This is a genomic window from Streptomyces sp. NPDC047061, assembly GCF_040643955.1.
Taxonomy (GTDB): domain Bacteria; phylum Actinomycetota; class Actinomycetes; order Streptomycetales; family Streptomycetaceae; genus Streptomyces.
Genome location: NZ_JBEYVI010000064.1, coordinates 19,080 through 39,527, shown reverse-complemented (window position 1 = coordinate 39,527; position 20,448 = coordinate 19,080). Strand labels below are relative to the sequence as shown.

Annotated in this window: 20 protein-coding genes and 2 pseudogenes; 13 read left to right on the top strand and 9 right to left on the bottom strand. The window is 68.2% G+C overall.

Features of this window, described 5'->3' with window-relative positions; genetic code table 11:
* Window positions 1-166: 166 nt before the first annotated feature.
* The 5 genes and pseudogenes from ABZ887_RS47380 to ABZ887_RS47360 all read left to right on the top strand — a co-directional run.
* Window positions 167-343: pseudogene (locus ABZ887_RS47380) on the top strand (DUF4158 domain-containing protein); the annotation flags it as partial.
* A gap of 318 nt (window positions 344-661) precedes the next feature.
* On the top strand, window positions 662-808 hold the full coding sequence (locus ABZ887_RS47375) for a hypothetical protein (RefSeq protein WP_361305232.1): 147 nt from the start codon (window positions 662-664) through the stop codon (window positions 806-808).
* Window positions 808-1,332 (top strand): CGNR zinc finger domain-containing protein, encoded by a 525-nt coding sequence (locus ABZ887_RS47370; RefSeq protein ID WP_361305240.1) that lies wholly within the window; start codon window positions 808-810, stop codon window positions 1,330-1,332. The genes ABZ887_RS47375 and ABZ887_RS47370 overlap by 1 nt, the downstream gene beginning before the upstream one ends.
* Before the next feature lie 13 nt (window positions 1,333-1,345).
* Window positions 1,346-2,230, top strand: a complete 885-nt coding sequence (locus ABZ887_RS47365; RefSeq protein ID WP_361305230.1) for a haloalkane dehalogenase — start codon at window positions 1,346-1,348, stop codon at window positions 2,228-2,230.
* A gap of 83 nt (window positions 2,231-2,313) precedes the next feature.
* A complete protein-coding gene (locus ABZ887_RS47360) occupies window positions 2,314-3,435 on the top strand; it encodes an IS630 family transposase (RefSeq protein ID WP_361305228.1) in 1,122 nt (373 codons plus the stop codon).
* A gap of 105 nt (window positions 3,436-3,540) precedes the next feature.
* Here the strand turns inward: ABZ887_RS47360 and ABZ887_RS47355 are convergent, their stop codons facing one another.
* Together ABZ887_RS47355 and ABZ887_RS47350 are read right to left on the bottom strand one after the other, a co-directional pair.
* A complete protein-coding gene (locus ABZ887_RS47355; RefSeq protein ID WP_361305226.1) occupies window positions 3,541-4,422 on the bottom strand; it encodes a TIGR04222 domain-containing membrane protein in 882 nt (293 codons plus the stop codon).
* 408 nt (window positions 4,423-4,830) lie between these two features.
* On the bottom strand, window positions 4,831-5,586 hold the full coding sequence (locus tag ABZ887_RS47350; protein ID WP_361305224.1) for an alpha/beta hydrolase: 756 nt from the start codon (window positions 5,584-5,586) through the stop codon (window positions 4,831-4,833).
* 50 nt (window positions 5,587-5,636) lie between these two features.
* Here ABZ887_RS47350 and ABZ887_RS47345 point away from each other — a divergent pair, with 50 nt between their 5' ends.
* Genes ABZ887_RS47345 through ABZ887_RS47335 form a run of 3 tightly spaced genes read left to right on the top strand, consistent with a single transcriptional unit; the run spans window position 5,637 to window position 7,506 of the window.
* Complete coding sequence (locus ABZ887_RS47345; protein ID WP_361305222.1) at window positions 5,637-6,509, top strand: MFS transporter; 873 nt, start codon at window positions 5,637-5,639, stop codon at window positions 6,507-6,509.
* Window positions 6,509-7,009: an NAD(P)H-dependent oxidoreductase gene (locus ABZ887_RS47340; RefSeq protein WP_361305220.1), complete on the top strand. Its 501-nt coding sequence runs from the start codon at window positions 6,509-6,511 to the stop codon at window positions 7,007-7,009. Before ABZ887_RS47345 ends, ABZ887_RS47340 begins: the two co-directional genes overlap by 1 nt.
* Window positions 7,006-7,506 (top strand): flavin reductase family protein, encoded by a 501-nt coding sequence (locus ABZ887_RS47335; RefSeq protein WP_361305218.1) that lies wholly within the window; start codon window positions 7,006-7,008, stop codon window positions 7,504-7,506. The genes ABZ887_RS47340 and ABZ887_RS47335 overlap by 4 nt, the downstream gene beginning before the upstream one ends.
* A 435-nt stretch (window positions 7,507-7,941) precedes the next feature.
* On the opposite strand, the gene ABZ887_RS47330 is transcribed toward ABZ887_RS47335, so the two are convergent.
* Complete coding sequence (locus tag ABZ887_RS47330) at window positions 7,942-8,148, bottom strand: hypothetical protein (RefSeq protein ID WP_361305216.1); 207 nt, start codon at window positions 8,146-8,148, stop codon at window positions 7,942-7,944.
* 399 nt (window positions 8,149-8,547) lie between these two features.
* Window positions 8,548-9,189, bottom strand: a complete 642-nt coding sequence (locus ABZ887_RS47325; RefSeq protein WP_361305214.1) for a TetR/AcrR family transcriptional regulator — start codon at window positions 9,187-9,189, stop codon at window positions 8,548-8,550.
* A 198-nt stretch (window positions 9,190-9,387) separates the two neighbouring features.
* Here ABZ887_RS47325 and ABZ887_RS47320 point away from each other — a divergent pair, with 198 nt between their 5' ends.
* The 5 genes and pseudogenes from ABZ887_RS47320 to ABZ887_RS47300 all read left to right on the top strand — a co-directional run bounded on the left by ABZ887_RS47320 (window position 9,388) and on the right by ABZ887_RS47300 (window position 12,734).
* Window positions 9,388-10,221 carry a TauD/TfdA family dioxygenase gene (locus ABZ887_RS47320; protein WP_361305212.1) on the top strand — a complete coding sequence of 278 codons (834 nt, stop codon included), beginning with the start codon at window positions 9,388-9,390 and terminating at the stop codon, window positions 10,219-10,221.
* A complete protein-coding gene (locus ABZ887_RS47315) occupies window positions 10,218-10,796 on the top strand; it encodes a nuclear transport factor 2 family protein (RefSeq protein ID WP_361305211.1) in 579 nt (192 codons plus the stop codon). Before ABZ887_RS47320 ends, ABZ887_RS47315 begins: the two co-directional genes overlap by 4 nt.
* A gap of 46 nt (window positions 10,797-10,842) precedes the next feature.
* Window positions 10,843-11,772: a TIGR03564 family F420-dependent LLM class oxidoreductase gene (locus ABZ887_RS47310; protein WP_361305209.1), complete on the top strand. Its 930-nt coding sequence runs from the start codon at window positions 10,843-10,845 to the stop codon at window positions 11,770-11,772.
* A gap of 256 nt (window positions 11,773-12,028) precedes the next feature.
* Window positions 12,029-12,253: pseudogene (locus ABZ887_RS47305) on the top strand (transposase); the annotation flags it as partial.
* Window positions 12,254-12,416: 163 nt separating this feature from the next.
* Window positions 12,417-12,734, top strand: coding sequence for a helix-turn-helix domain-containing protein (locus ABZ887_RS47300; RefSeq protein WP_361305238.1), 318 nt, complete (start codon window positions 12,417-12,419; stop codon window positions 12,732-12,734).
* Here the strand turns inward: ABZ887_RS47300 and ABZ887_RS47295 are convergent.
* From ABZ887_RS47295 to ABZ887_RS47275, 5 genes are all read right to left on the bottom strand, one after another.
* The gene (locus tag ABZ887_RS47295; protein ID WP_361305207.1) at window positions 12,639-15,005 is read right to left on the bottom strand and encodes a glycoside hydrolase family 3 N-terminal domain-containing protein; all 2,367 of its coding nucleotides are present in this window, start codon (window positions 15,003-15,005) and stop codon (window positions 12,639-12,641) included. The genes ABZ887_RS47300 and ABZ887_RS47295 overlap by 96 nt on opposite strands.
* The gene (locus ABZ887_RS47290; RefSeq protein ID WP_361305205.1) at window positions 15,002-17,296 is read right to left on the bottom strand and encodes a family 78 glycoside hydrolase catalytic domain; all 2,295 of its coding nucleotides are present in this window, start codon (window positions 17,294-17,296) and stop codon (window positions 15,002-15,004) included. The genes ABZ887_RS47295 and ABZ887_RS47290 overlap by 4 nt, the downstream gene beginning before the upstream one ends.
* A gap of 43 nt (window positions 17,297-17,339) precedes the next feature.
* Window positions 17,340-18,119 carry a carbohydrate ABC transporter permease gene (locus ABZ887_RS47285; RefSeq protein WP_361305203.1) on the bottom strand — a complete coding sequence of 260 codons (780 nt, stop codon included), beginning with the start codon at window positions 18,117-18,119 and terminating at the stop codon, window positions 17,340-17,342.
* 43 nt (window positions 18,120-18,162) lie between these two features.
* Window positions 18,163-19,089 carry a sugar ABC transporter permease gene (locus ABZ887_RS47280; RefSeq protein WP_361305201.1) on the bottom strand — a complete coding sequence of 309 codons (927 nt, stop codon included), beginning with the start codon at window positions 19,087-19,089 and terminating at the stop codon, window positions 18,163-18,165.
* Window positions 19,090-19,165: 76 nt separating this feature from the next.
* Complete coding sequence (locus ABZ887_RS47275) at window positions 19,166-20,440, bottom strand: extracellular solute-binding protein (protein ID WP_361305199.1); 1,275 nt, start codon at window positions 20,438-20,440, stop codon at window positions 19,166-19,168.
* Between the last annotated feature and the right edge of the window lie 8 nt (window positions 20,441-20,448).

Here is a 20,448-nt window from a genome sequence, read left to right as displayed (position 1 = left end):
GGTGGGGGTGGTGGTATTCGTCATGCGTCCAGCGTGGCGAGAGACCGCCTCCCGGCACCATGGCATGAATGCCAAGTTCCAACGGGATCACGCCACGACCAGTGGGAACACCGCGAATGCCCGACGGGGGGGGCGTGACACATGCCCACACCGCACGTGTCGGCACGAGTTCGCCGAGTCTGACGCCGAACTGGAGGAGTGGCCCGAGGGACGAGCGTGGCGACCGGCGACGACCCGAAGGCGTTGTTGGATGCCGCGATGGGGCTGGCTGCGGGATCGGCGGGCGCCGCTTCCCGCATTAACCACGCTCGCGCGTCTGGTGGCCAGCCGACGCGACGCGGCAGCCAGCTTCAACGACATCGGTCGCCTACATCCCAAAGCGCTGCAGGGCGAGTCGGACCGCCAGCCTGATGATTTGGCGCGGACTCACCCACCGGATGATGCCGCAGGTGGACCTGCCCGTCAGGGGCCTCCCGGAGAGACGCCGACCAGGAGAGCACCTCGATCACCTGCGGCGATACCTACATATCGAACCTGAGCGTCAGGTTACGACCCCGCACGCCGACCGTAACTCTCCGGGGGCGCTCGCCGTAGGGCCGCTACCCCTCCCGACATCACGGTCTATTGTTAGATTAGACCGTGACACCGGGAAGGCGTGATCATGCCGATCTACTCGACCCGGGAACCCCGCTTCCCGGCGGTCAATATCGACGGCGCCGCGGTGCACCTGTTGGTCATCCCCATGCAGGCACAGCCAACCAGCTGGCCACCGAGCTTCGACACCACTCACCGCGAGTCCGGCCTGTGATGACTCCTGATGCCCTGATCCTGCTGGCCAACCTGGGGCGGCCTCGACGTCCGGCACGTCACCCCACTCCACGCAGTGAGCCGGTTCTCCCCGACTCCGCCACCGCCGGCGAGCAGTTGGCGCCGCTCGTCTCGCTGCCGGTCGACGAGGCCGACCTGCCCGCGCTGCGGCGTGTCCAGCAGATCGCCGAGGAGTCCGCCGAGTCCCTTCTCGCTGGGCGAACCCCGGACTGCGAGGCCATGACCGCACTCGCTCGGGGCAGCACCGCCCACGTGGAACTCATCGCCGGCGATGTCGGCCTGCGCCAAGAGGTGACCTGGACCGACAGTTCGAATTCCTCCGGCCTGGCCCGCCGCCTCATCGCGGAGCTCGCCGCGCTCGACCCGCACCGGCTGCGGCGCTGCGCCCGCGACGCGTGTGACCTGATCTTCTACGACACCACCCGCTCGCGCACCCGCCGCTGGCATGCCGAAGACCCTTGCGGCTGGAGAGAACGTCAGCAGAACCGCCGCACCCACCAATGACTTGGAGTGACCCATGGCCGGAGCTAAGCCATACGGGCAACTGCGCTATCGCGAGATCCACGGCAAACAGATGGCCTACATCGACGAGGGGAAGGGCGACGCCATCGTCTTCGCCCATGGCAACCCGACCTCGTCGTACCTCTGGCGCAACGTCATGCCCCACCTGCGGGGGCAGGGCAGGCTCGTCGCGGCGGACATGATCGGGATGGGTGCCTCGGACAAGCTCAGCCCATCCGGCCCGGATCGATACGACTACGCCGAGCAGCGCGACTACCTGTTCGCACTCTGGGAAGCGCTGGAGCTCGGCGACAACGTTACCCTCGTCCTGCACGACTGGGGATCGGCGCTGGGCTTCGACTGGGCATATCACCACCGCGACCGGGTGCGGGGCATAGCGTTCATGGAAGCACTCGTCAGCCCCATGAGCTGGTCTGACTTCCCCGACGAGGTCGCAGAGATCTTCCAGGGCTTCCGGTCGCCGGAGGGCCAGCGCATGGTTCTCGACCAGAACCTTTTCGTTGAGGAGGTCCTGCCTGGTCAGGTAATACGCCAGCTCAGCGACGAGGAGATGGAGCACTACCGGCGGCCGTTCGCGAAGCCGGGTGAAGACCGCCGCCCGACGCTGTCCTGGCCGCGCAGCCTTCCGATCGACGGCGAGCCCGCCGACGTGGTCGCCGCGGTGCGCGAATACAGCGCATGGCTGGGCGAGAGCGATGTGCCCAAGCTGTTCATCAACGCCGAACCGGGCGCGATCGGCGACCGCTTCCGCGGGCTCGTCCGTACCTGGCCCAACCTGACCGAGGTCACAGTCCGCGGTCTCCACTTCGCCCAAGAAGACAGCCCCGAGGAGATCGGGGAGGCTGTTGCGCGGTTCGTCCGGAAGTTGCGCTCAACCTAGTGCCGTGACCGCGTTGGTTCGCCGGGTTGGTGGTCGTGGCGGTTGGATGTGGGGTGACGTCCGATCCGATCGCTGGAGGCGCTGTGGCAGAGCCTGTCCGTGTGCGCAGACTGACCGACCAGGAGGGGCAGAAGCTGCAGCAGATCGTGCGCCGGGGCAGTACCAGCACGGTGCGTTACCGGCGGGCGATGATGCTGCTGGCCTCGGCCGGCGGGAACCGGGTGCCGGTGATCGCCCAACTGGTGCAGGCCGACGAGGACACCGTCCGGGACGTGATCCACCGGTTCAACGAGATCGGCCTGGCCTGCCTGGACCCTCAGTGGGCGGGAGGCCGTCCCCGCCAACTCAGCGGTGACGACGAGGATTTCGTCATCGCGACGGCCACCACCCGCCCGGTCAAGCTCGGCCAGCCCTTCACCCGCTGGTCGCTGCGCAAGCTCGTCGCCTACCTGCGCAAAGTGCACGGCCGGGTGATCCGCATTGGCCGCGAGGCGTTACGGTGCCTGCTCGCCCGCCGCGGCATCACCTTCCAGCGCACCAAGACCTGGAAGGAGTCCCCGGACCCCGAGCGCGACACCAAGCTCGACCGCATCGAGGAGGTACTGGACCGCTTCCCGGACCGGGTCTTCGCCTTCGACGAGTTCGGGCCGCTCGGGATCCGGCCCACCGCGGGCTCGGGCTGGGCCGCACAAGGACATCCCTACCGGCTGCCGGCCACCTACCACCGCACCCACGGGGTCCGGTATTTCCACGGCTGCTACTCGGTCGGTGACGACAGCTTGTGGGGCGTCAACCGCCGCAGGAAAGGCGCCGGGAACACGCTGGCCGCACTGAAGTCGATCCGCGCCGCCCGCCCGGACGGCGCCCCGATCTACGTGATCATGGACAATCTGTCCGCCCACAAGGGCGCCGACATCCGCCGCTGGGCGCGGAAGAACAAGGCCGAGTTGTGCTTCACGCCGACCTACGCCTCGTGGGCGAACCCGATCGAGGCCCACTTCGGGCCGCTGCGGCAGTTCACCATTGCCAACTCGAACTACCCCAACCACACCGTGCAGACCCGGGCCCTGCACGCCTACCTGCGGTGGCGCAACGCCAACGCACGCCACCGCGACGTCCTGGCCGCCGAACGCAAGGAACGCGCCCGCATCCGCAGCGAGAAAGGCATCCGCTGGGGCGGACGTCCCCTCACCACCGCGGCCTGACCAACCCGGTGAACCTACACGGTCACAGCACGTGCTGTGACCGTGTAGGTTCACCGGGTTGGTCCAGGTGGTCGTGGCGGCCCGGCCGCCGCGGCGCGGCTCGTCTCACTCCCCGGGGCCGTCCACGAACATCACGCCCGGCTCGGGCGTCGACCGCATCTGGTCCATCAGATAGGAGTCGGCCGTCAGGAACGCCCGGTCGCCGAAGACGGCCACGGCCAGACCCACATCGTCCGGGACGTAGTCGGCCGGCTGGTCCGCCATCGGGTCCAGTCGCTCATGCCGCTCCCGCGCCTGCCGGATCACCATGTCGCCCTTGCCGGTGGTGTACGGCAAGGTGATCACGGTCCCGAACCCGGAAGCGAACCAGCCGAGCAGGCCCGCGACGAGGGCGGACACGACAGGCCCCCACCCGCTGCCGGTGAACACCATGGTCCCGGCGAGCGGTACGGACAGGGCCGCAGCAGCCCACCCCCACGGATGGTGCTGTCGGGAGGCCGCGGGCACTGCGGGATACAGATACCCCTCGTCGACCAGACGCAGGACGAGCGCGTCCAGGTCCATGTAGCGCAGCGCATTGGGGTGGAGAAAGCCTGCGGGCAGACCCCTACTGCCGACAGCCTCCAGGATTCCTGCCTCCACCTCGGTGGGGTTCTCCGGCACAGGCCCTTCGATCCGCAGTACGGGCGAGGGCTGACGCACCCAGCCATTGGTGTTGGTCTCCTCCGGACGGAAGACAATCGTTCCCCGCGCCGTCAACGAGACCGCTCCGGCCTCCAGGGCCCGGTAAGGACCGCCGGTCAGCAGGGCGAGGGCAACCGGCCCCAGTCGCTCATCGGCGTCCGGTTCGGCGACGGCGTCGAGCGCGGCCTTTGCCAGAAGTTGCTCGCGAACCTCACGAGCGCGGGCATCGGCGGCCCGCGACTCCACCCACACCGCCCCGATGACCAGACCCAAGTACCCGAGAAAAAGAAGCCAGTCAGCCATGCGGACAAGTGTGCGGGTGAGGGGTCGTCGGCGGACAGCCATTCCGCGACATCCCCGAAGTCACGTCAGTCCGAGAAAGCGCCGGAGACGACCCGGCGAACCAATACGGTCACGGCACTAGCGACCACCGAGTAGCCGTGGTCCCGGATGGGACGCGCCCTTGAGGTTCCCACCACAGAGCCTCGGATCCGCGTGTGCGGGCATTTCTCGGGACGCGAGCGCTGCTGCCGATGGTGGTCCTGTCCAGGTGACCGTCGAGGGTGCCACATTTGACCCCGAGGACGGCGGCGATCTGGGCGACGGTGTGTGCGCCTTCGTCGCAGAGGCGTTGGGCGCGGTGCCGGTCCCCTGATCGACACAGGGCCGGGGCGGCTGCCGCCCCGGCCCTGTGTGTTCGCGCTCCCGCGGTCAGATCTTCGTCTTCTCCCGGACCCACGCGCCGATCCGCGCGATCGCGGCGTCGGCCTCCGGAACGCGGCCGGCGCCGAAGACGTAGGAGTGCTGACCTCCCGGCACCACCACGGTCGCCGTGTCGATTCCGGCGTCCCTGACCCGCGCGGCGAACTCCTCGTCCTCGCCGGCCAGCACCTCGTAGGTCCCCCACGAGACGAGGGTCGGCGGGAGGCCGGTCAGGTCCGCCTGGTTGAGATTGATCCTCGGGTCCGTGAACTCGATGCCCGTGCCGCCGACCCAGGACTCCCGGAAGAACTCCAGCAGGCTCTTGCTGAGCATCTTGTCCGTCCCGGCGTTGGTCTCCATGGTCTCGTTGGCGATCTCCAGGTCGCACCAGGGGGAGATCGACACGATGGCGCCGGGCATCGGCTGCCTCTTGTCGCGCAGCCGGAGCGCCAGCGCGACGGCGAGGAACCCGCCGACGGAGTGGCCGATCGTGATGATGTTCCCCGGCTCGTACCCTTCGGAGACCAGCCAGTCGAAGGCCGCCTCCACGTCGTCCAGTTGGGCGGGGTACTTGTGCTCCGGCGACCGCCGGAAGTCCAGGACCAGGACAGGAGCCCCGGCGGCCTTGGCGATGTGACCGGCGAGCTTCCGGTCGACGAACGCGGAGGACAGCACGGAGCCCCCGGCGTGACTGTGCAGCAGGACGTGCCGGTTGTCGGCGCCGACCGGCTCGCACCAGATGCCCAGGACCCCGCCAGCGTCCACTTCTCGGTACGTGACGCCTTCCGGCTCCCGCGCCCTGAGGTATCGCCGCAATGGCCGCGGTCACCGTCTTCGTCCCCGTCCTGCCACGCCGGCGGGCCGCCGTGCCGGCGTGGGCGATCTGCGCGAACGCACTCGGGGTCGCTGCCCTGGTCCTCGGCGTCCAGGGCACGCACGCGGCGCGAGCCGATGTGTGGGGCGTGCCTCGCTGGCTGCTCGCCTGCGCCGGAACAGCCCTGGTGCTGGCCGTCGTCCGAATACAGCGCGGGCAGGGGCTGGGTGCGCTGGTACCGATCACGCTGCTGCGCAACCGGGGATTCGTGACGGCGGCATGGGGCGGGGCCGCCGCGTCCTTCTGCTCCGGCTCGGCCATGATCCCCCTGATGCTGTACCTCCAGCGGGAACGGGGGCTCGCCCCGGGCCCGGCCGCACTCACCCTCGTCCCGATGGGCGTGGTGTGCGTGCTCGGCGCCCCGGTCTCGGCCCGGCTCAACAACCGGGTCGGGGCACGCGCGGTCGCCGTGACCGGCTCCTGCGCACTCGTCGCCGCCATCGGCGCGTCGGCGGCGCTGGTCGCGACCGACGCGCCGATCCCCGCCCTGACCGCCGCCTTCGCGGTGTACGGCGTGGCCAACTCGTTCGTCTGGTCGCCCTTCTCCATCGCCGCGGTGACGACCGTCGCTGCTGACGAGGTCGGGGCGGCCTCCGGAACGTTCAACGCCGTGAAACAGCTCGGCGCCGTGCTCGGCAGCGCGGTCTGCGCCGTCCTGCTGAGCGGGTTCGGCTACGCGGCCACCCTCGGCGGACTCGCCGCCGCGGGGCTGCTCTGCCTGCTCTCGTCCGCGCTTCTGCGAGTCGATCCGCCCGGGGCGGGAGCACACTCGTCCTCTGCCGGCCTGTCCCGACCAGCCACAGGAGTCGCCTGATGAAGGCCGTCGCCGTCATCGGAAACCCCAAGCCCGCCTCACGCACCCGCGACGCCGCCGAACGCCTCGCCGCGGCCCTCGGACTGGACTGCGAGGTCCTCGAAGTCGCCGAGTTGGGGGCCGGGTTGCTCGACCGGGACGCCCCTCATGTCACCGCGGCCGTCCAGCGGGTACAGGCAGCCGACGTGGTGATCGCGGCCTCCCCCACCTACAAGGGCACGTACACCGGTCTGCTCAAGCTCTTCCTCGACCGGTTCCCGACGGCCACCGGGCTCGCCGGTCAAGTGGCCGTGCCCCTCATGCTCGGTGCGGGCCCCGCGCACGCACTCGCCCCCGAACTCACCCTCAAGCCCGTACTCGTGGAACTCGGGGCGACCTGCCCGGCCCAGGGCCTGTACCAGCTCGACAGCACGTACACGAGCGACAGCGCGCTCGCCCGCTTCACCGGCCAATGGGGCCGGACCATACTCTCCGCTGCCACCCTGAGGACCGAGCGATGACCCGGCTGGAGGGGTTCACCTCGGATCCCGGCGAAGTCCGGGCGGCGTTCGCGGGATTCCCGTCAGGCGTCGCCGCGCTGGCCGCCCGCATCCACGGCGAACCGACCGGCGTGATCGTCTCGTCGTTCGCGGTCGGGGTGTCGCACCATCCGCCCATGGTGTCCTTCGCCGCGCAACGCACCTCGACCACCTGGCCGGCACTGTCGCAGGCAGGGGCGATCGGCGTCTCCGTGCTCGGCGTGGAACACACCGGCAAGACCCGGCAACTCGCCTCCCGGAACAAGGAAGGCCGGTTCGCCGGTCTCACCACGGCGGAAGCGGCGTCCGGCGCCATCTTCCTGGAAGGCGCGCCGATCTGGCTGGAGGGCCGAGTGGAGCACTCGTACCCAGCCGGCGACCACGACATCATCGTCCTCCGCGTAGTCGCTCTGGCGGCCGACGACGACCGCACTCCCGTGGTTTGGCACCGGCGGGAGCTCAAGACGCTCGCTGGATGAACGCGTCGGGCGGCTTCCGCACGCGGTTCCCCGCCGCGGGGTGTCCCGCATGCGGCCTGGACCGCCCCCACGTGATGCCACTGGCGGCAGCATCCACGTGGCTCCGGCCCGGTTCCGGAGGAGACGGCCGCGGGGGCCGGTGTCGTACCTGCCGCGCAACGCTTGAGCGAGAGCACCTCACCGTCGCCGCGTGCGACAGGACCGCCCTGGTGCTGACCGGTACCAGCACCTTCAAGGCCGTGCCCGGCACCGATGACCCAGTCGGATGTCTCCGCGTTCGGCCCGCGACTGGCCGACCACGGCACCCGCTGCGCGACACCGCGCCCAGGGCATCCGCAACCGTTACACGGTACGGACGGTGTCGGCCTCCGCGGCCGGAACGGCCGCGCGGCGCCCGCCCTTGTTGCCATTGGCCTCAGCGGCGCGCAGTCCGTCTCAGGCCCGTGCAGGCCGGAGTTCGCCGACAGCGAGGGTCTGCGCCATGAACTTCGCGGTGGAAAGCAGCTCGCCGGTGCGCGAGTGGCGGGCGGTAGGATCCATCGCGGAGACCGCACCTTCGCAGATGCGCAGCGCCGCCTGGTCGCGGTGGAGGTCGTCGAGCACGTCGAGGATGTGGCCGGTGCCGCGCACGAGGCGGAACATCTCCGAGATGTGCACAATGTGACCCGGCCGCGTATACGTCAGCAGCTCACCGAACTTGCCGCTCCAGCGAGCGATGAGGGCTGGACGAGGTTCTGACGGTCGGTCGACTGCTGATCGGTCGACACCCAAGTGTGGACCAGCTTGGCCATGCCGCTCCCCGTGTCCGTGGCGCAATCGACGTTCATGGGATACGTCCCGCGCCTGCGTCATTCCTTCATTTGACGACAGGGGAGGTGGGCTTCGCCGACCCCTCAGACATAGGGGCCCCGTGTCTCGCGTACTCCGCCGGACATGCCCTCGGCTCCCCCCGGTGCGGACACCGCTTCCGTGCTGCGCGACCGAGCGTTACGAACGGCCATCCCGTCTCGCCCACGGAGGCGTGGTTCCGACGGCCACCCCTCAGTCCGGCCCGTCAGGATCCGCCCTTCCAGGCTCCGGGGAAGCAGCGGCGTCGGAGGTGGTCGGCGTGACGCCTTCGAACCGCGCGGCGAAGCCGTCGATCAGTTCGCGTACCTCCGCGTGGCCGGAGGTCAGCCCGAGCGCGTCATCCATGACCAGGACCCGGGACAGTCCACTGATCAGGACAGCCAGCGCGGCCGGGGACGGGGCGGTGGAAGGCCGATGGACGAGAGTCGCTTCCAGGATGTCCCCCTGCAACCGCCGGAAGCGGACGAAGTACGCGGACAGCTCCGCGCGCACCGCCGGCCGGTGGTGCGCAAGCGCGATGAACTCGACGGTGAGCGCGGCGCTGTGCGGCTCGCTGCTCAGCTCCCACAAGGCACGCAGCGGATGCGCGGACTGCCGGAGGTCTTCCAGACGGCGCAGGTTCGCCTCCGCGCCGCGCCTGAACAACGCCAGGAACAGTTCGTCGACGGTGCCGAAGTAGTAGTAGACCAGCGCCGGATTGGCGTCCGCCCGGGCGGCGACCCTGCGCGTCGTGACCGCGGCGTAGCCCTCCTCCAGCATCAACTGCGCCGCCGCGTCCAAGAGCGCACCCCGGGTCGCCGAGGCACTGCCCGAGCCCGGACGAGCGGCGCTCATGCGGGCTGTCCGACGAGGACCGTACGTGGGTGGCTGATCCTGAACACGCGGTGCAGTGTATCGGTCTTGACCACCGCTCAGGGCAGGTGTTAGTCATGTGCCTAACGGAAATTTAGGCAGTCGACTAAGTTGCTGCTGTCCTGAGGTTCATCCCGTACGGCGATCCCGTTGCACAGCCTGAGCGGAAAGGCATGGATCGTGTCCGTCACCTTCACCTCCATCAGTCCGGCGATCGGCGCGCAAACCGCTGAACTGACTGGAGTTCGCCTCTTGGAACCGGACGCGGTCGCCGCGCTGCGTGCCGCACTCGACACGTGCGGCGTGGTCGTCTGCCGCGGTGCCGATCTGTCCGACGCCGAATTCGCGGCCCTGGGAAAGGAGTTGGGCGAGGCCGTCGTACCGCCCGTGGGGGGCGACCCCGTCCACCCGGAGATCGACACGATCACCCTCGATCCCGCCAGGAGCCGACTGGCGGCCGTGCGCCGGGGTGCCTTCTTCTGGCACCTCGACGGCACCCGCGACGATGTCCCGCAGAAGGCGACGATGCTGCTGGCCCGGCAGGTCGCCGACGAGGGAGGCGACACCGAGTTCGCCAGCACCTATGCCGCCTGGACGGCGATGCCCGAGGACGAGAGGAAGCAGCTCGCCGGGCTGCGCGTGAAACACAGTTTCGGCGCCGCCCAGCTCCTCGTGAACCCTGATCCCTCGCCGAGAGAGAGCGCGGCCTGGGACGCGGTGTCCACACGCGAACACCCGCTGGTGTGGACCCACCGCGACGGCCGAGTATCACTGCTGATCGGGGCCACCGCCGAGCGGATCCTCGGCATGCCGGAGGACGAGAGCCGCGCTCTGCTCGCACGCCTCCTGGACTGGTGCACCCGGGACCGCTTCACTCTGCGACACCACTGGCACCCCGGTGACCTGGTGATCTGGGACAACACCGGCATGCTCCACCGTGCTCTGCCCTACGAGCCGTCATCTGCCCGGCTGATGCAGCGGATCACCTTCGCGGGTGAGGAGGAGGTCGCGTGAGCGACACAGGCAACGTCTCGGCCGAACGCTTCGCGCGACTGGAGCGCGAGGTGCGGTATCTGACCGACCGGCAGGAGATCCTGGACTGCATCGCCCGCCACGCACGTGGTCACGACCGTTTCGACGGCACCCTGTTGACGGCCACGTACCACGAGGACGGCATCGATGAGCACGGCAGTGCCGTCCAGCTCCCGGACGCGTACGCGCAGTGGGCACAAGCGGTGCATGCCAAGACCGCCGAACTGCACACGCACAACATCACCACGCACCTGTGCGAGATCGACGGGGACACCGCCCACTGTGAAAGCTACGTCATAGTGGGTCTGCTGTACCGCGACGGCAGGACGGCCCAGCTCATGAGCGGTCGCTACATCGACCGTATGGAACGCCGTGACGGCACATGGCGTATCGCCGTTCGCCGCTGCACCGTGGAACTCACGCTCACCGCGGACGCCTCCCTGCTCCAGTCGTCCTTCTTCAGGAAACAGGGATTCATCAAAGGCAGCCGGGACAAGGACGACGTGTCCTATCGGCGGCCGCTGCAGGCCGACGACACACCCGTACCGCGATGGTGATCCCAGGGCACTGGCACCTCCGGGGCACAGGCGAAGGAGTACGGACGTGCGTATCGGACTGACCGGCGGCGCCTCCGGTGTCGAGCACATGGTGCGCCAGGCCCAGGAGGCCGAACACGACGGGTTCACCTCGCTCTGGTACGCCAGCGGTGTGGCCGGTGACCCCCTGGCGGCGATGACGGTCGCCGGACGAGCGACCTCATCCATCGAACTGGGCACGGCCGTGCTGCAGACCTATCCCTGCCATCCAGTGCTCCAGGCGAACCGGGCCGCGTCCGTCCCGTTCGCGATGGGCCGGGCAGGATTCACTCTCGGTATCGGCCCCGCCCACCGTCCGCTGGTCGAGGACGTGCTGGGACTGTCGTACGACGCTCCCGGGGCGGCCACCGAGGAGTACCTGCGCATCCTCACCGCACTGCTGCGGGGCGAAGCGGTCGACCTCACCGGAGAGCACTGGTCCGCGCACACCTCGCCGCCCGCCGTGCTTCCGGACGCGGGGGTGCCGGTGCTGCTCGCCGCGCTGGGCCCGCGTCTGCTGCGCGTGGCGGGCGAGTGCGCGGACGGTGTTGTCCTGTGGATGGCCACGGACCGGGCGGTCGGCTCCCATGTCGCACCTCGCCTGCACAAGGCGGCCTCGGACGCCGGGCGCCCGGCCCCCAGGATCGTCGCCGGACTACCGGTGGCCGTGCACGACGATCCGGCCACCGCCCGAGAGGCGGCGGCCCGCACCGCGGCGGTCTACGGCGACCTGCCCAACTACCGCCGCATCCTGGAGATCGGCGGCAAGTCCTCGCCCGCCGAGGCCGCCGTCGTAGGGAACGAGAACTCCGTTCGCAGGCAGTTGTACGCCCTGGTGGCTGAAGGAGCCACCGACGTCTGGGCGTTCATCGTCCCCGTAGGCGACACCGGGGACAGCCGCCGGGCCTCGGTACGCCGAACCAGGGAGCTGCTCCGAGAACTCGTCGCCGAGGCCTGAACGCCCTATCCGTGGCAAGTCGGCGAAGGCCAGGGCCCGGCGGGCCCGCCGAACCACATGCCGACCTCGATAAGACCGCGGCCTGGGTGAAGACGTGGAGCGCAGGGTCGTACATACGCGGAGCGTGGAAGCCGGGACAGGATTCAACCGATACCCGTCGCAGAGTTCCGGGAACCGGAGCAGGCCGAGGCTGGAGTGACTCCAGAGATTCCGACACCTGGACGCTGGATTTTTCGTCATTCAGGGGAAGTGATCCATGACGGCAAAACGGATGAATTTCCCGGACAATTTCAAACGGGACGCAGTGGACCTTGTGCGGGCCTCGAAGGAACTCCCCCTTACCGACATCGCCCGCGGTCTTGGCATCCATCTGGAAACGCTGCGGAAGTGGGTCCGAGAGGACACCACCCGTCGCGCCCACCCGAATGCCGGCGAGGCTGATGCCGGCATGACCTCGGGCGAGCAAGAGGAACCCAGGCGGCTGCGGCGGGAGGACGCCCGACTGAAGGAGGACAAGGAGATCCTTCGGGAGGCCGCACCGGCCCGGGCGCTCCGCCTGTTTGGGACGGTCGATGACACGGTGATCCGCTTCCGTTTCGTCGACGAGCTCGTTCACCTTGGTCGGGCCGGCGCTCAGGGCGCCTGTGCACCACGTCCGTCGGTTCCATTACCGGAGCGGCGGCGTGCGCCTCGCCCCGCAGCAGCGATCAGCGCGGCATCTGACCGGCGGCGAGCGCGAGGAGGAGTCCCGCAGCGTCGCCGCCGGAGAATCTGCCCGGCAGTTGGCCAGGCGACCGGACAGAGCGCCTCCGACCGTCTCTCGCGAGATCGCCCGCAACGGCAGCCGAGATCGCAGACGCCGTGCGTCACAGCATCGTGTCCCTTCCGAGGAATGCCGCAGTGGTGGCTCCGCGTGGGTGCTCGATGGTGAAGGCAGCGGCGCGAAGATCCTCGATGCGTGAACTACTGCCGACCAGGAGCTCGAACTCACCCGGCTCGACGACGCGTCGTCCCGAGGCATCGACGACGGTGCAGTCGCCGGCGGGAACGAGGATCTCCACCTCGACCGAATCACCCGGGTGGACGTCGACCTGGGTGAAGGCCTTCAGCTCACGGTCGGCCCACGTCACGCTTGTCACGCGGTCGCGGACATACGCCTGCACCGTCTCCCGCGCCGGACGCCGACCCGTGTTTGTCAGTGTCACCGTGGCTCGCACCGTCCCGGTGGACGGCACGACGGGATTCTGGATCCTCGGTTCCGAATAGCGCACCGTCGTGTAGCTGAGGCCCTCGCCGAAGGCGAACAGGGGATCCTGTGTCAGGTCGGCGTACCTGTGGCCGTGCTGTCCCCTGACCTGGTTGTAGTAGACCGGCAGCTGTCCGGCGTGGCGCGGAACGCTGAGCGGCAGTCGCCCGCTCGGTTCGATGTGCCCGAGCACGAGCTCGGCGATAGCCCAGCCGCCCTGCATCCCCGGGTTGAAGGCCTGGACGATGGCGTCCGCGGCCAGGGCCGAGGCGGGGAGCGTCGACGGCTTTCCTTGGATCAGGACGACGACGAAGGGTCGATCGAGTTTCTGGATCGCGTCGAGGAGCGCGATCTGACTCCCCATGAGATCAAGTGTCGCCGTAGAGCGGCCTTCTCCGGTCAGACCGACGGTGTCGCCGACGACCACGACGACGTAGTCGGCCTCGGACGCGGCCGCCACCGCCTCAGCCAGTTCCGCCTCGTCGACCTCGGCGGGCACGAACAGCTCCGGTCGCGGCTGGCCGTCCGGCAGTACAGGTCCCGACGGATCGGGGATCAGCCGACCGATCTGTGCACCACGCCGATGGACGACGGTCCAGTCATCGGGGGCGAGGTGGTGGAATCCGTCGACCACGGTTGTGGTCAACTCGCGGGGATGCCCGTCGGGCAGCCAGTCCACCTGTCCGGAGGCGCCCGCCCAGTCGCCCAGCTGGGCGTGGGGGTCGTCGGCGAGCGGGCCGAGGACTGCGATCGTACGTGGTGTCGCCGAGGACGCCCGCACGGCCCCGTCGGGGGCTGTCCCCCCGTCCAGCGGCAGCATTCCGGTGTTGCGCAGGAGTACGAGTGAACGGCGCGACAGTTCGAGGTTGAGGGCGGTGTGTTCTGCAGAGCCGATGACCGACTGCTGTCGCGGGCGGTCGGGGAGGCGTGGATCTTCGAACAGCCCGAGCTCGAACTTCAACCGGAGCAGTCGGGCGACCGCGGCATCGATCGCCGACTCCGCGAGGCGCCCCTGCGCCACGGCGGCCTGGGCGGCGTGGAAGAACGCCGGTGTCGTCATCACGAGGTCGTTACCCGCGTTGACCGCCACGACGGCTGCCTCGACGTTGTCGGCGCACACCTTTTGCTCCCACACCATCCGCCCGACGTTGTCCCAGTCCGTCACCAGGGTCCCTTTGAAGCCCCACTCGTCTCTGAGTACGTCGTTCAACAGCCATCTGTTGGCTGTGATCGGCACGCCGTCGACCGCCTGATAACCAATCATGAAGGTCCGGCACCCGGCGTTCACAGCCTTCTCGAAGGGCGGCAGGAACCACGAACGAAGCTTGCGGGGAGACAGGCCGGCCTCGCTCGCGTCACGGCCTCCCTCCGTCTCCGAATACCCTGCGAAGTGCTTCGCCGTCGCGAGGATTGCCGTCCTGTCGTCCAGCCCTTCCCCTTGGTACCCCTGAATCATGGCCGCGCCCAGCTCGCCGATCAGGTAAGGGTCCTCACCGAAGGTCTCGTCGACCCTTCCCCACCGCGTGTCGCGGGCGATGCACAGCACGGGCGAGAACGTCCAGTGCACTCCGGTGGCCGACACCTCCACTGCCGTCGCTCGCGCGGCGCGCCCGACAAGATCACGGTCCCAGCTGCAGGCCATCGCGAGCTGGGTCGGGAAGATCGTCGCCCCCGGCCAGAACGAGTGACCGTGAATGCAGTCCTCCGCCATGAGCAGCGGGATCTGCAGACGTGTCCGCATCACCAGTTCGCGGGCATGGACACTTCTCTCGGGAGAGGCGTGCAGGAGGGAGCCGCACAACGAGCCGAGGACGAGGTCGTCGAGGTCGCCGCGGGCGTCGAGCTGAAGCATCTGGCCGACCTTCTCGGCCAAGGTCATACGCGAGATCAGGTCGGCGACACGTTCGTCGACAGGTGTACTCGGATCGAGGTACCGCTCGGGGCGCGGACGTCCGGGAGGGTCGGTGCGTACGTGGGGGTGAGTCATCCAGCCACTCCGTTCCGAACGGGAAGCCGCGAGAACGCGACGTCAAGGGTGTGGTGTCCGGACGGCAGCTCGCGGTCGGCGTGACCGGGCCAGCGAAATACCGCGCTGCTGCCCCTGGGAACGGTCACGGAGAACGTCACGCGGTCGTCCTGACGGTGCCACTCGACAGCGACTCGGCCGTGCGGGGTCTGCAGCGCGCACCGGGCCCAGTCGATGCCGTCCGCGACCTTCGGCGCCACCAGGATGTGGCGGTAGCCGGCGGTCAAAGGTGCGATGCCTCCGACGGTGCGATGGATCCAGTCGGCGACCGCCCCGAGCGCATAGTGGTTGAAACTGGTCATGTCGCCAGGGTTGATGCGGCCGTCCGGCAGCATTGAGTCCCAGCGCTCCCAGACGGTTGTCGCGCCCATGGTGACCGGGTACAGCCATGACGGGCACTGGCGCTGAAGGAGCAGGCGGTACGCGGTGTCAGTGTGCCCGGTCGAGCTCAGGGCGCCGGTGACGAAGGGCGTTCCGGCGAAGCCGGTCGAGATCCGGTGGCCGCTCGTTTCGACGAGTTGAGCCAGCCGATCGCCGGCCCAGGCCCGTTCCGTTTCGTCGAGGACCTCGAACGCGATGGCCAGCGCGTAGACGGAGGCGCAGTCGCTCGTGATGCGCTGTTCGTCGATGTAGTGGCGACGGAACGCGGCCCGGACGTCGGCAGCCGCAGAGGCGAACTCCTCGGCCTCCGCGGATTTGCCGAGCAGTCGTGCCGTCTCCGCGACGAGCGTCATCGTCCGGTACGCGCACGCCGTTGCCACCACACCGGGGTCTGCCTTGGCGCGTTCCGGATGTTCGGCAGGGGCGTCGGGGTCGAGCCAGTCGCCGAACTGGAAGCCTGTGTCCCAAAGGCCCGAGGGGGACAGCGCTGCGCGGACCCGACGCGCGTGGGCGAGCATCGCAGGGAGTGTTTCGCCCAGGATCGTGAGCTCGCCGTACGCCTCCCACAGTGCCCAGGGAACCCAGACGGCGGCGTCGCTCCACAGGGCCACAGGTTGGCCGGATGGTGGGCCGGCCGGTTGGCCGGGAGTCGTGTCGACGGCGTGCTTGAGGACGTCGGGAACGACGAGGGGAACGACGTCCGCGTGGGACTGCTCAAGCGCGAGGTCGCGCAGCCAGTCGAGGAGGAAGTCCTTCACGTCGAACAGAAAGGCGGCCGTGGGAGCGAAGGCTGCGAGGTCCCCCGTCCAGCCGAGGCGTTCGTCGCGTTGCGGGCAGTCGGTGGGGACGTCGACGAAGTTGCCCTGCATTCCACGTACGACGTTTTCGTGGAAGGTCGTCAGGTCCGGGTCGGAGCACTCGAACTCACCGGTCCGGCGCAGGTCGGACGAGACGACCACGGCGGTCACCGCGTCATCGACCGGAACTCCTTCCGGCCAACCCGTGAGCTCGGCGTAGCGGAACCCGTGGAAGGTCATGGTCGGTTCGAAGGTGTCGTCGCCGCCGCTCAACGTGAAGTGGTCGGTCGCCAGAGCCGAACGCAGGGGCCGTACGCACAGCTCGCCGTCCTCGAGGACCTCGGCGTGCCGTGCCGTGATGAGCGCCCCCACCGGCCCGCGCACACGGAGCTTGAGCCAGCCCACGACGTTCTGTCCGAAGTCGAGGAGGAGGCCGCCGGAAGAGCTGCGCCACGTGCGTTGCGGGTGCAGGTGGGCGATTCGCCGCACCGGCGGCGCGGGGTCGAGGCTGAGGCGGGCGCGGTCGTAGTCCACCAGGCGGACGCCGCCCCAGTCCTCGGCCTGGAATCCAGGGTGCAGCCAGGCGCCGTCCTCGCGCCGGGCGTCGATGGCCTGACCGTTGTACAGGTCGTCGGCGACCACCGGCCCGGGGCCGGACATCCACGACTCATCGGTCACGATCACCGTCTCGTGCCCGTCGGCGTAGGTCAGCCGCAGTTCCGCGAAGGCAGCTATATCGAGGCCGTACCGGGTTGTCTCGATCCAGCCCAGACGTCCGCGGTACCAGCCGTTGCCGACGGTGATCGCGAGCGTCGAGATCTCGTCGACGAGAGCGGTCACGTCGAGTTCGACGAAATGCAGTCGCCACTCGTAGCTGGTCCACCCCGGGGTCAGTACGGCGTCCGTCACGGGCCGCCCGTTGATCCAGGCCTCGCAGATGCCCAGTGCGGACAGTCGCAATGTGGCCGCGACCAGTCCTCCGTGCCCGGGCTCGGTGGAGAACTCCCGTCGGAACCGTGGGGCGGATTCGATGTCGTTTTCGGGCGCGATGAAGCGCCCCGTCCAGATGGTCATGCAGATTCCAATTCGTCGGATCGCGGTGTCGGCGGCGATGAGTTCAGCCCTTGAGGCCGCCCGCAAATCCCTGAACGATGTAGCGCTGCAGAAGGAAGTAGGCAATCAGGACCGGCACGATGCTGATGATGATCCCGGCGAAAATCAGATTCCACTGGGCGCCGTACTGTCCCACGAATCCGTAGACCGCAACAGTGATCGTCTTGTTCCCCGAACCCGACAGGTAGAGCAGCGGCTGCAGGAAGTCGTTCCAGGTGAACACGGCGTTCAGGATGACGACTGTTCCCGTGATCGGCCGCATGAGCGGGAACACCACCGACCAGAAAGCCCGGAATGGGCTTGCGCCGTCGAGCGCGGCAGCCTCTTCGAAATCACGGGGCAGCGCGCGCATGAAGCCGGCGTACAGGAAGATCGTGAACGGCATCGACTGGCCGACGTTCACGAGGATGACACCGCCGAGTGAGCCGAGCAGGTGCAGGTCGCGCATCGTCTGGTACAGCGGGAGAAGGGCGAGCTGCATCGGCAGCAGGAGTCCCACCAGGAACGCCAAATAGCTGGCGGTCGACCATCGCGAGCGCAGCCGGGAGAGGGGGTACGCCGCAGACGAAGCGGCGACGACCAGGAGGACAATGGTCGAGATCGTCACTACCGCGCTGTTGATGAGCCCACCGCCGAGAGCACCCTGGCGCCAGGCGTCGGCGAAGTTCTGGAACGTCGGATCCTTGGGAAGCGCAAGGGTCGAACTCTGGTCGCCAGGAGCCTTGAAAGCGATGTTGAAGAGCAGAAAGACTGGGAACATGAAAACCAGGGCCGTCAGTATCATGACGGCTTCGAGGATCCCTGTCCTCCATGTATAGCGGTACATCTCAGCCTTCGTTCTTGGAGATCATCCGGTACTGGAACGCCGAGGCCGCAGCCACAAAGAGGCTCAGCACTACGGCCAGGGCAGCGCCGTAACTGAATCGCCCCAGCTGAAAGGCGTTCTTGTAGATCAGCGTCGAAATGGTGTCGGTCGCACCGCCAGGTCCACCCTGGGTCATGACGAAGACTTGGTCGAACAGCTTGAAGCCCCCGATGAGGGAGAGCATCAGGTTGATCGTGAACGCCGGGGCCAGCATCGGGCGGACGATGTACCAGAAACGTCGCACCGGGCCGGCGCCGTCGAGCGCCGCCGCTTCGATCACTTCGTCCGGAATTCCCTGGAGCCCCGCAAGAAAGATGACCATGGAATATCCGACAAACTGCCAGATGACCACCATGATGATCGCCCAGATCGCGACCTTCGGGTCGCCGAGCCAATTCTGCCGCAGTCCACCGAAACCGATGTCCTTGAGAACCTGGTTGAGTGCCCCTTCTGGGGCGAGGATGTTCTGCCAGAGGAACCCCACTGCGATCGACGTGATCACCACCGGCGCGAAGAAGAGAACCCGCAGGACATTCCGCGACTTGATCTGTGAGTTCACACCGAGGGCGATGAGCAGGCCGATGGCGTTCTGGACGACAGTGACGGTGACCGCGATCAGCAGGGTGTTCTTGATCGCCGTGAGGCTGTTCGGGTCGTCGATGATCGACCGGAACTGGTGCAGGCCCACCCACTGCTTGGCCGTCGACACACCGTCCCAGTCAGTGAACGCGAAGAGGCTGCCCTGTACCGCAGGAACGATCACCGCGAACGCGTAGAGCGCGGCTGCGGGCAGAACGAACCACCACACCGACTGGGCGTAACTGCGGTACCGACGCTTCGGTCCGGGTGCCGGCGCGTCCGTGCGTGCCAGATCAGTACTTGTTGCCATGACGAGACTCCTTGACGTCCCTCGCAGAGGACAGCAGGGCGCGTGTTCCTCGCGCCGCGCCGCCCCTTCTTCCCACTCAGCCCCTGTAGGCGCTGTCCATTGCGGCGAGCACGTCCTTGACCGAGGCCTGTCCGCCCAGGAGCTTCTGCAGCTGGTCCTGGTAGACCTGGGTCACGTTGGCGTTCGGCCATGTCTGGTCGGGGAACGCGGCGGTCTTGTCGCCCCTCACCTGGTCCGAGACCCCCGCCAGAGCCGGCGTGGGCTTGAATCCGTCCACCGCCACGCTGGGGAAGATGGATCCGGCCTTGACCGCGACGTCCATCCCTTCCTTCGACATGTAGAAGTCGAGGAACTTCTTCCCCAGGGGGACGTTGCCCTTGGCGTTGACTCCATAGCCGGCGCCCAAGCCGACCGGCAGCACGGTCTGCGAGGCCTTGTCCGTCGCGGGAAGCGCGGCGGTCTCGAACGTCGTTCCGCTCGGCGCGTCCTTCTGGATGTCGACGATCTGGTTGCTCACCGTCACGATGCCGAGGGCGCCACCCGTGGCGACCTGCTTCTGCGCGACAGCGAGACTTGTTCCGAGCGAGTCCTTGGTGAAGCATCCGGCGGTGAGCATCTGCTTGTACTTGGTCAGCGCCGTCGTCCACTGGGAGTCGCTGAACGTCGCCTTGCCGGCTGCCTGCTGCGCCGAGAAGTCCGGGTTCGGGCCGTACACGAGGGTGGCGGTGAGGGCGTAGGGCAGGTAGTTGAAGGTACCGCCGGCGAGGCCTGCCATCGCGTAGGCCACCCTGCCCTTGGCCTTCGCGGCCGAGCAGAGGTCGAGCACCTGGCTCCACGTGGTGGGCGCCGACTTCCCGATGGCCTTGAGCGCCTGCGTGTTGTACGTGGCGGGGATGATGGTCGAGTTGTTGGCCACCATCAGCACCTTGCCGTCGGCGCTCATGACCTTCTTGGTCGCTTCGTTGAACTTCGAAGCCCAGCTCTCGGAGGAGAGGTCTGCCAGGTAGTTGCCCTTGGCCAGGGTCTGGGCCGTGATCGGGTTTCCGTTGCCGGGGAAGACGACGTCGACATCGGATGCGGTGCCCGACACGAGCTGGGTGTTGATCTGCGTCAGGATGCTCGGCCAGGGATAGCCGGTGAACTTGACCTTGACGCCCGGGTTGTCCTTCTCGAACTGGGCGATGACCGCCGTCATCACAGCGTCATCGGACCAGCCGGCAACCGTGAGGGTCTTGCCGCCGCTGCCGGAGGTGGACCCCGAGCCGGAATTCGGGTCGGTCGAACATCCGGCAAGTGCCAGAGCCGCGGCCGCGCTGACGCCGACGACCACGAATGCACGATTTCTGCGCATGAAATGCT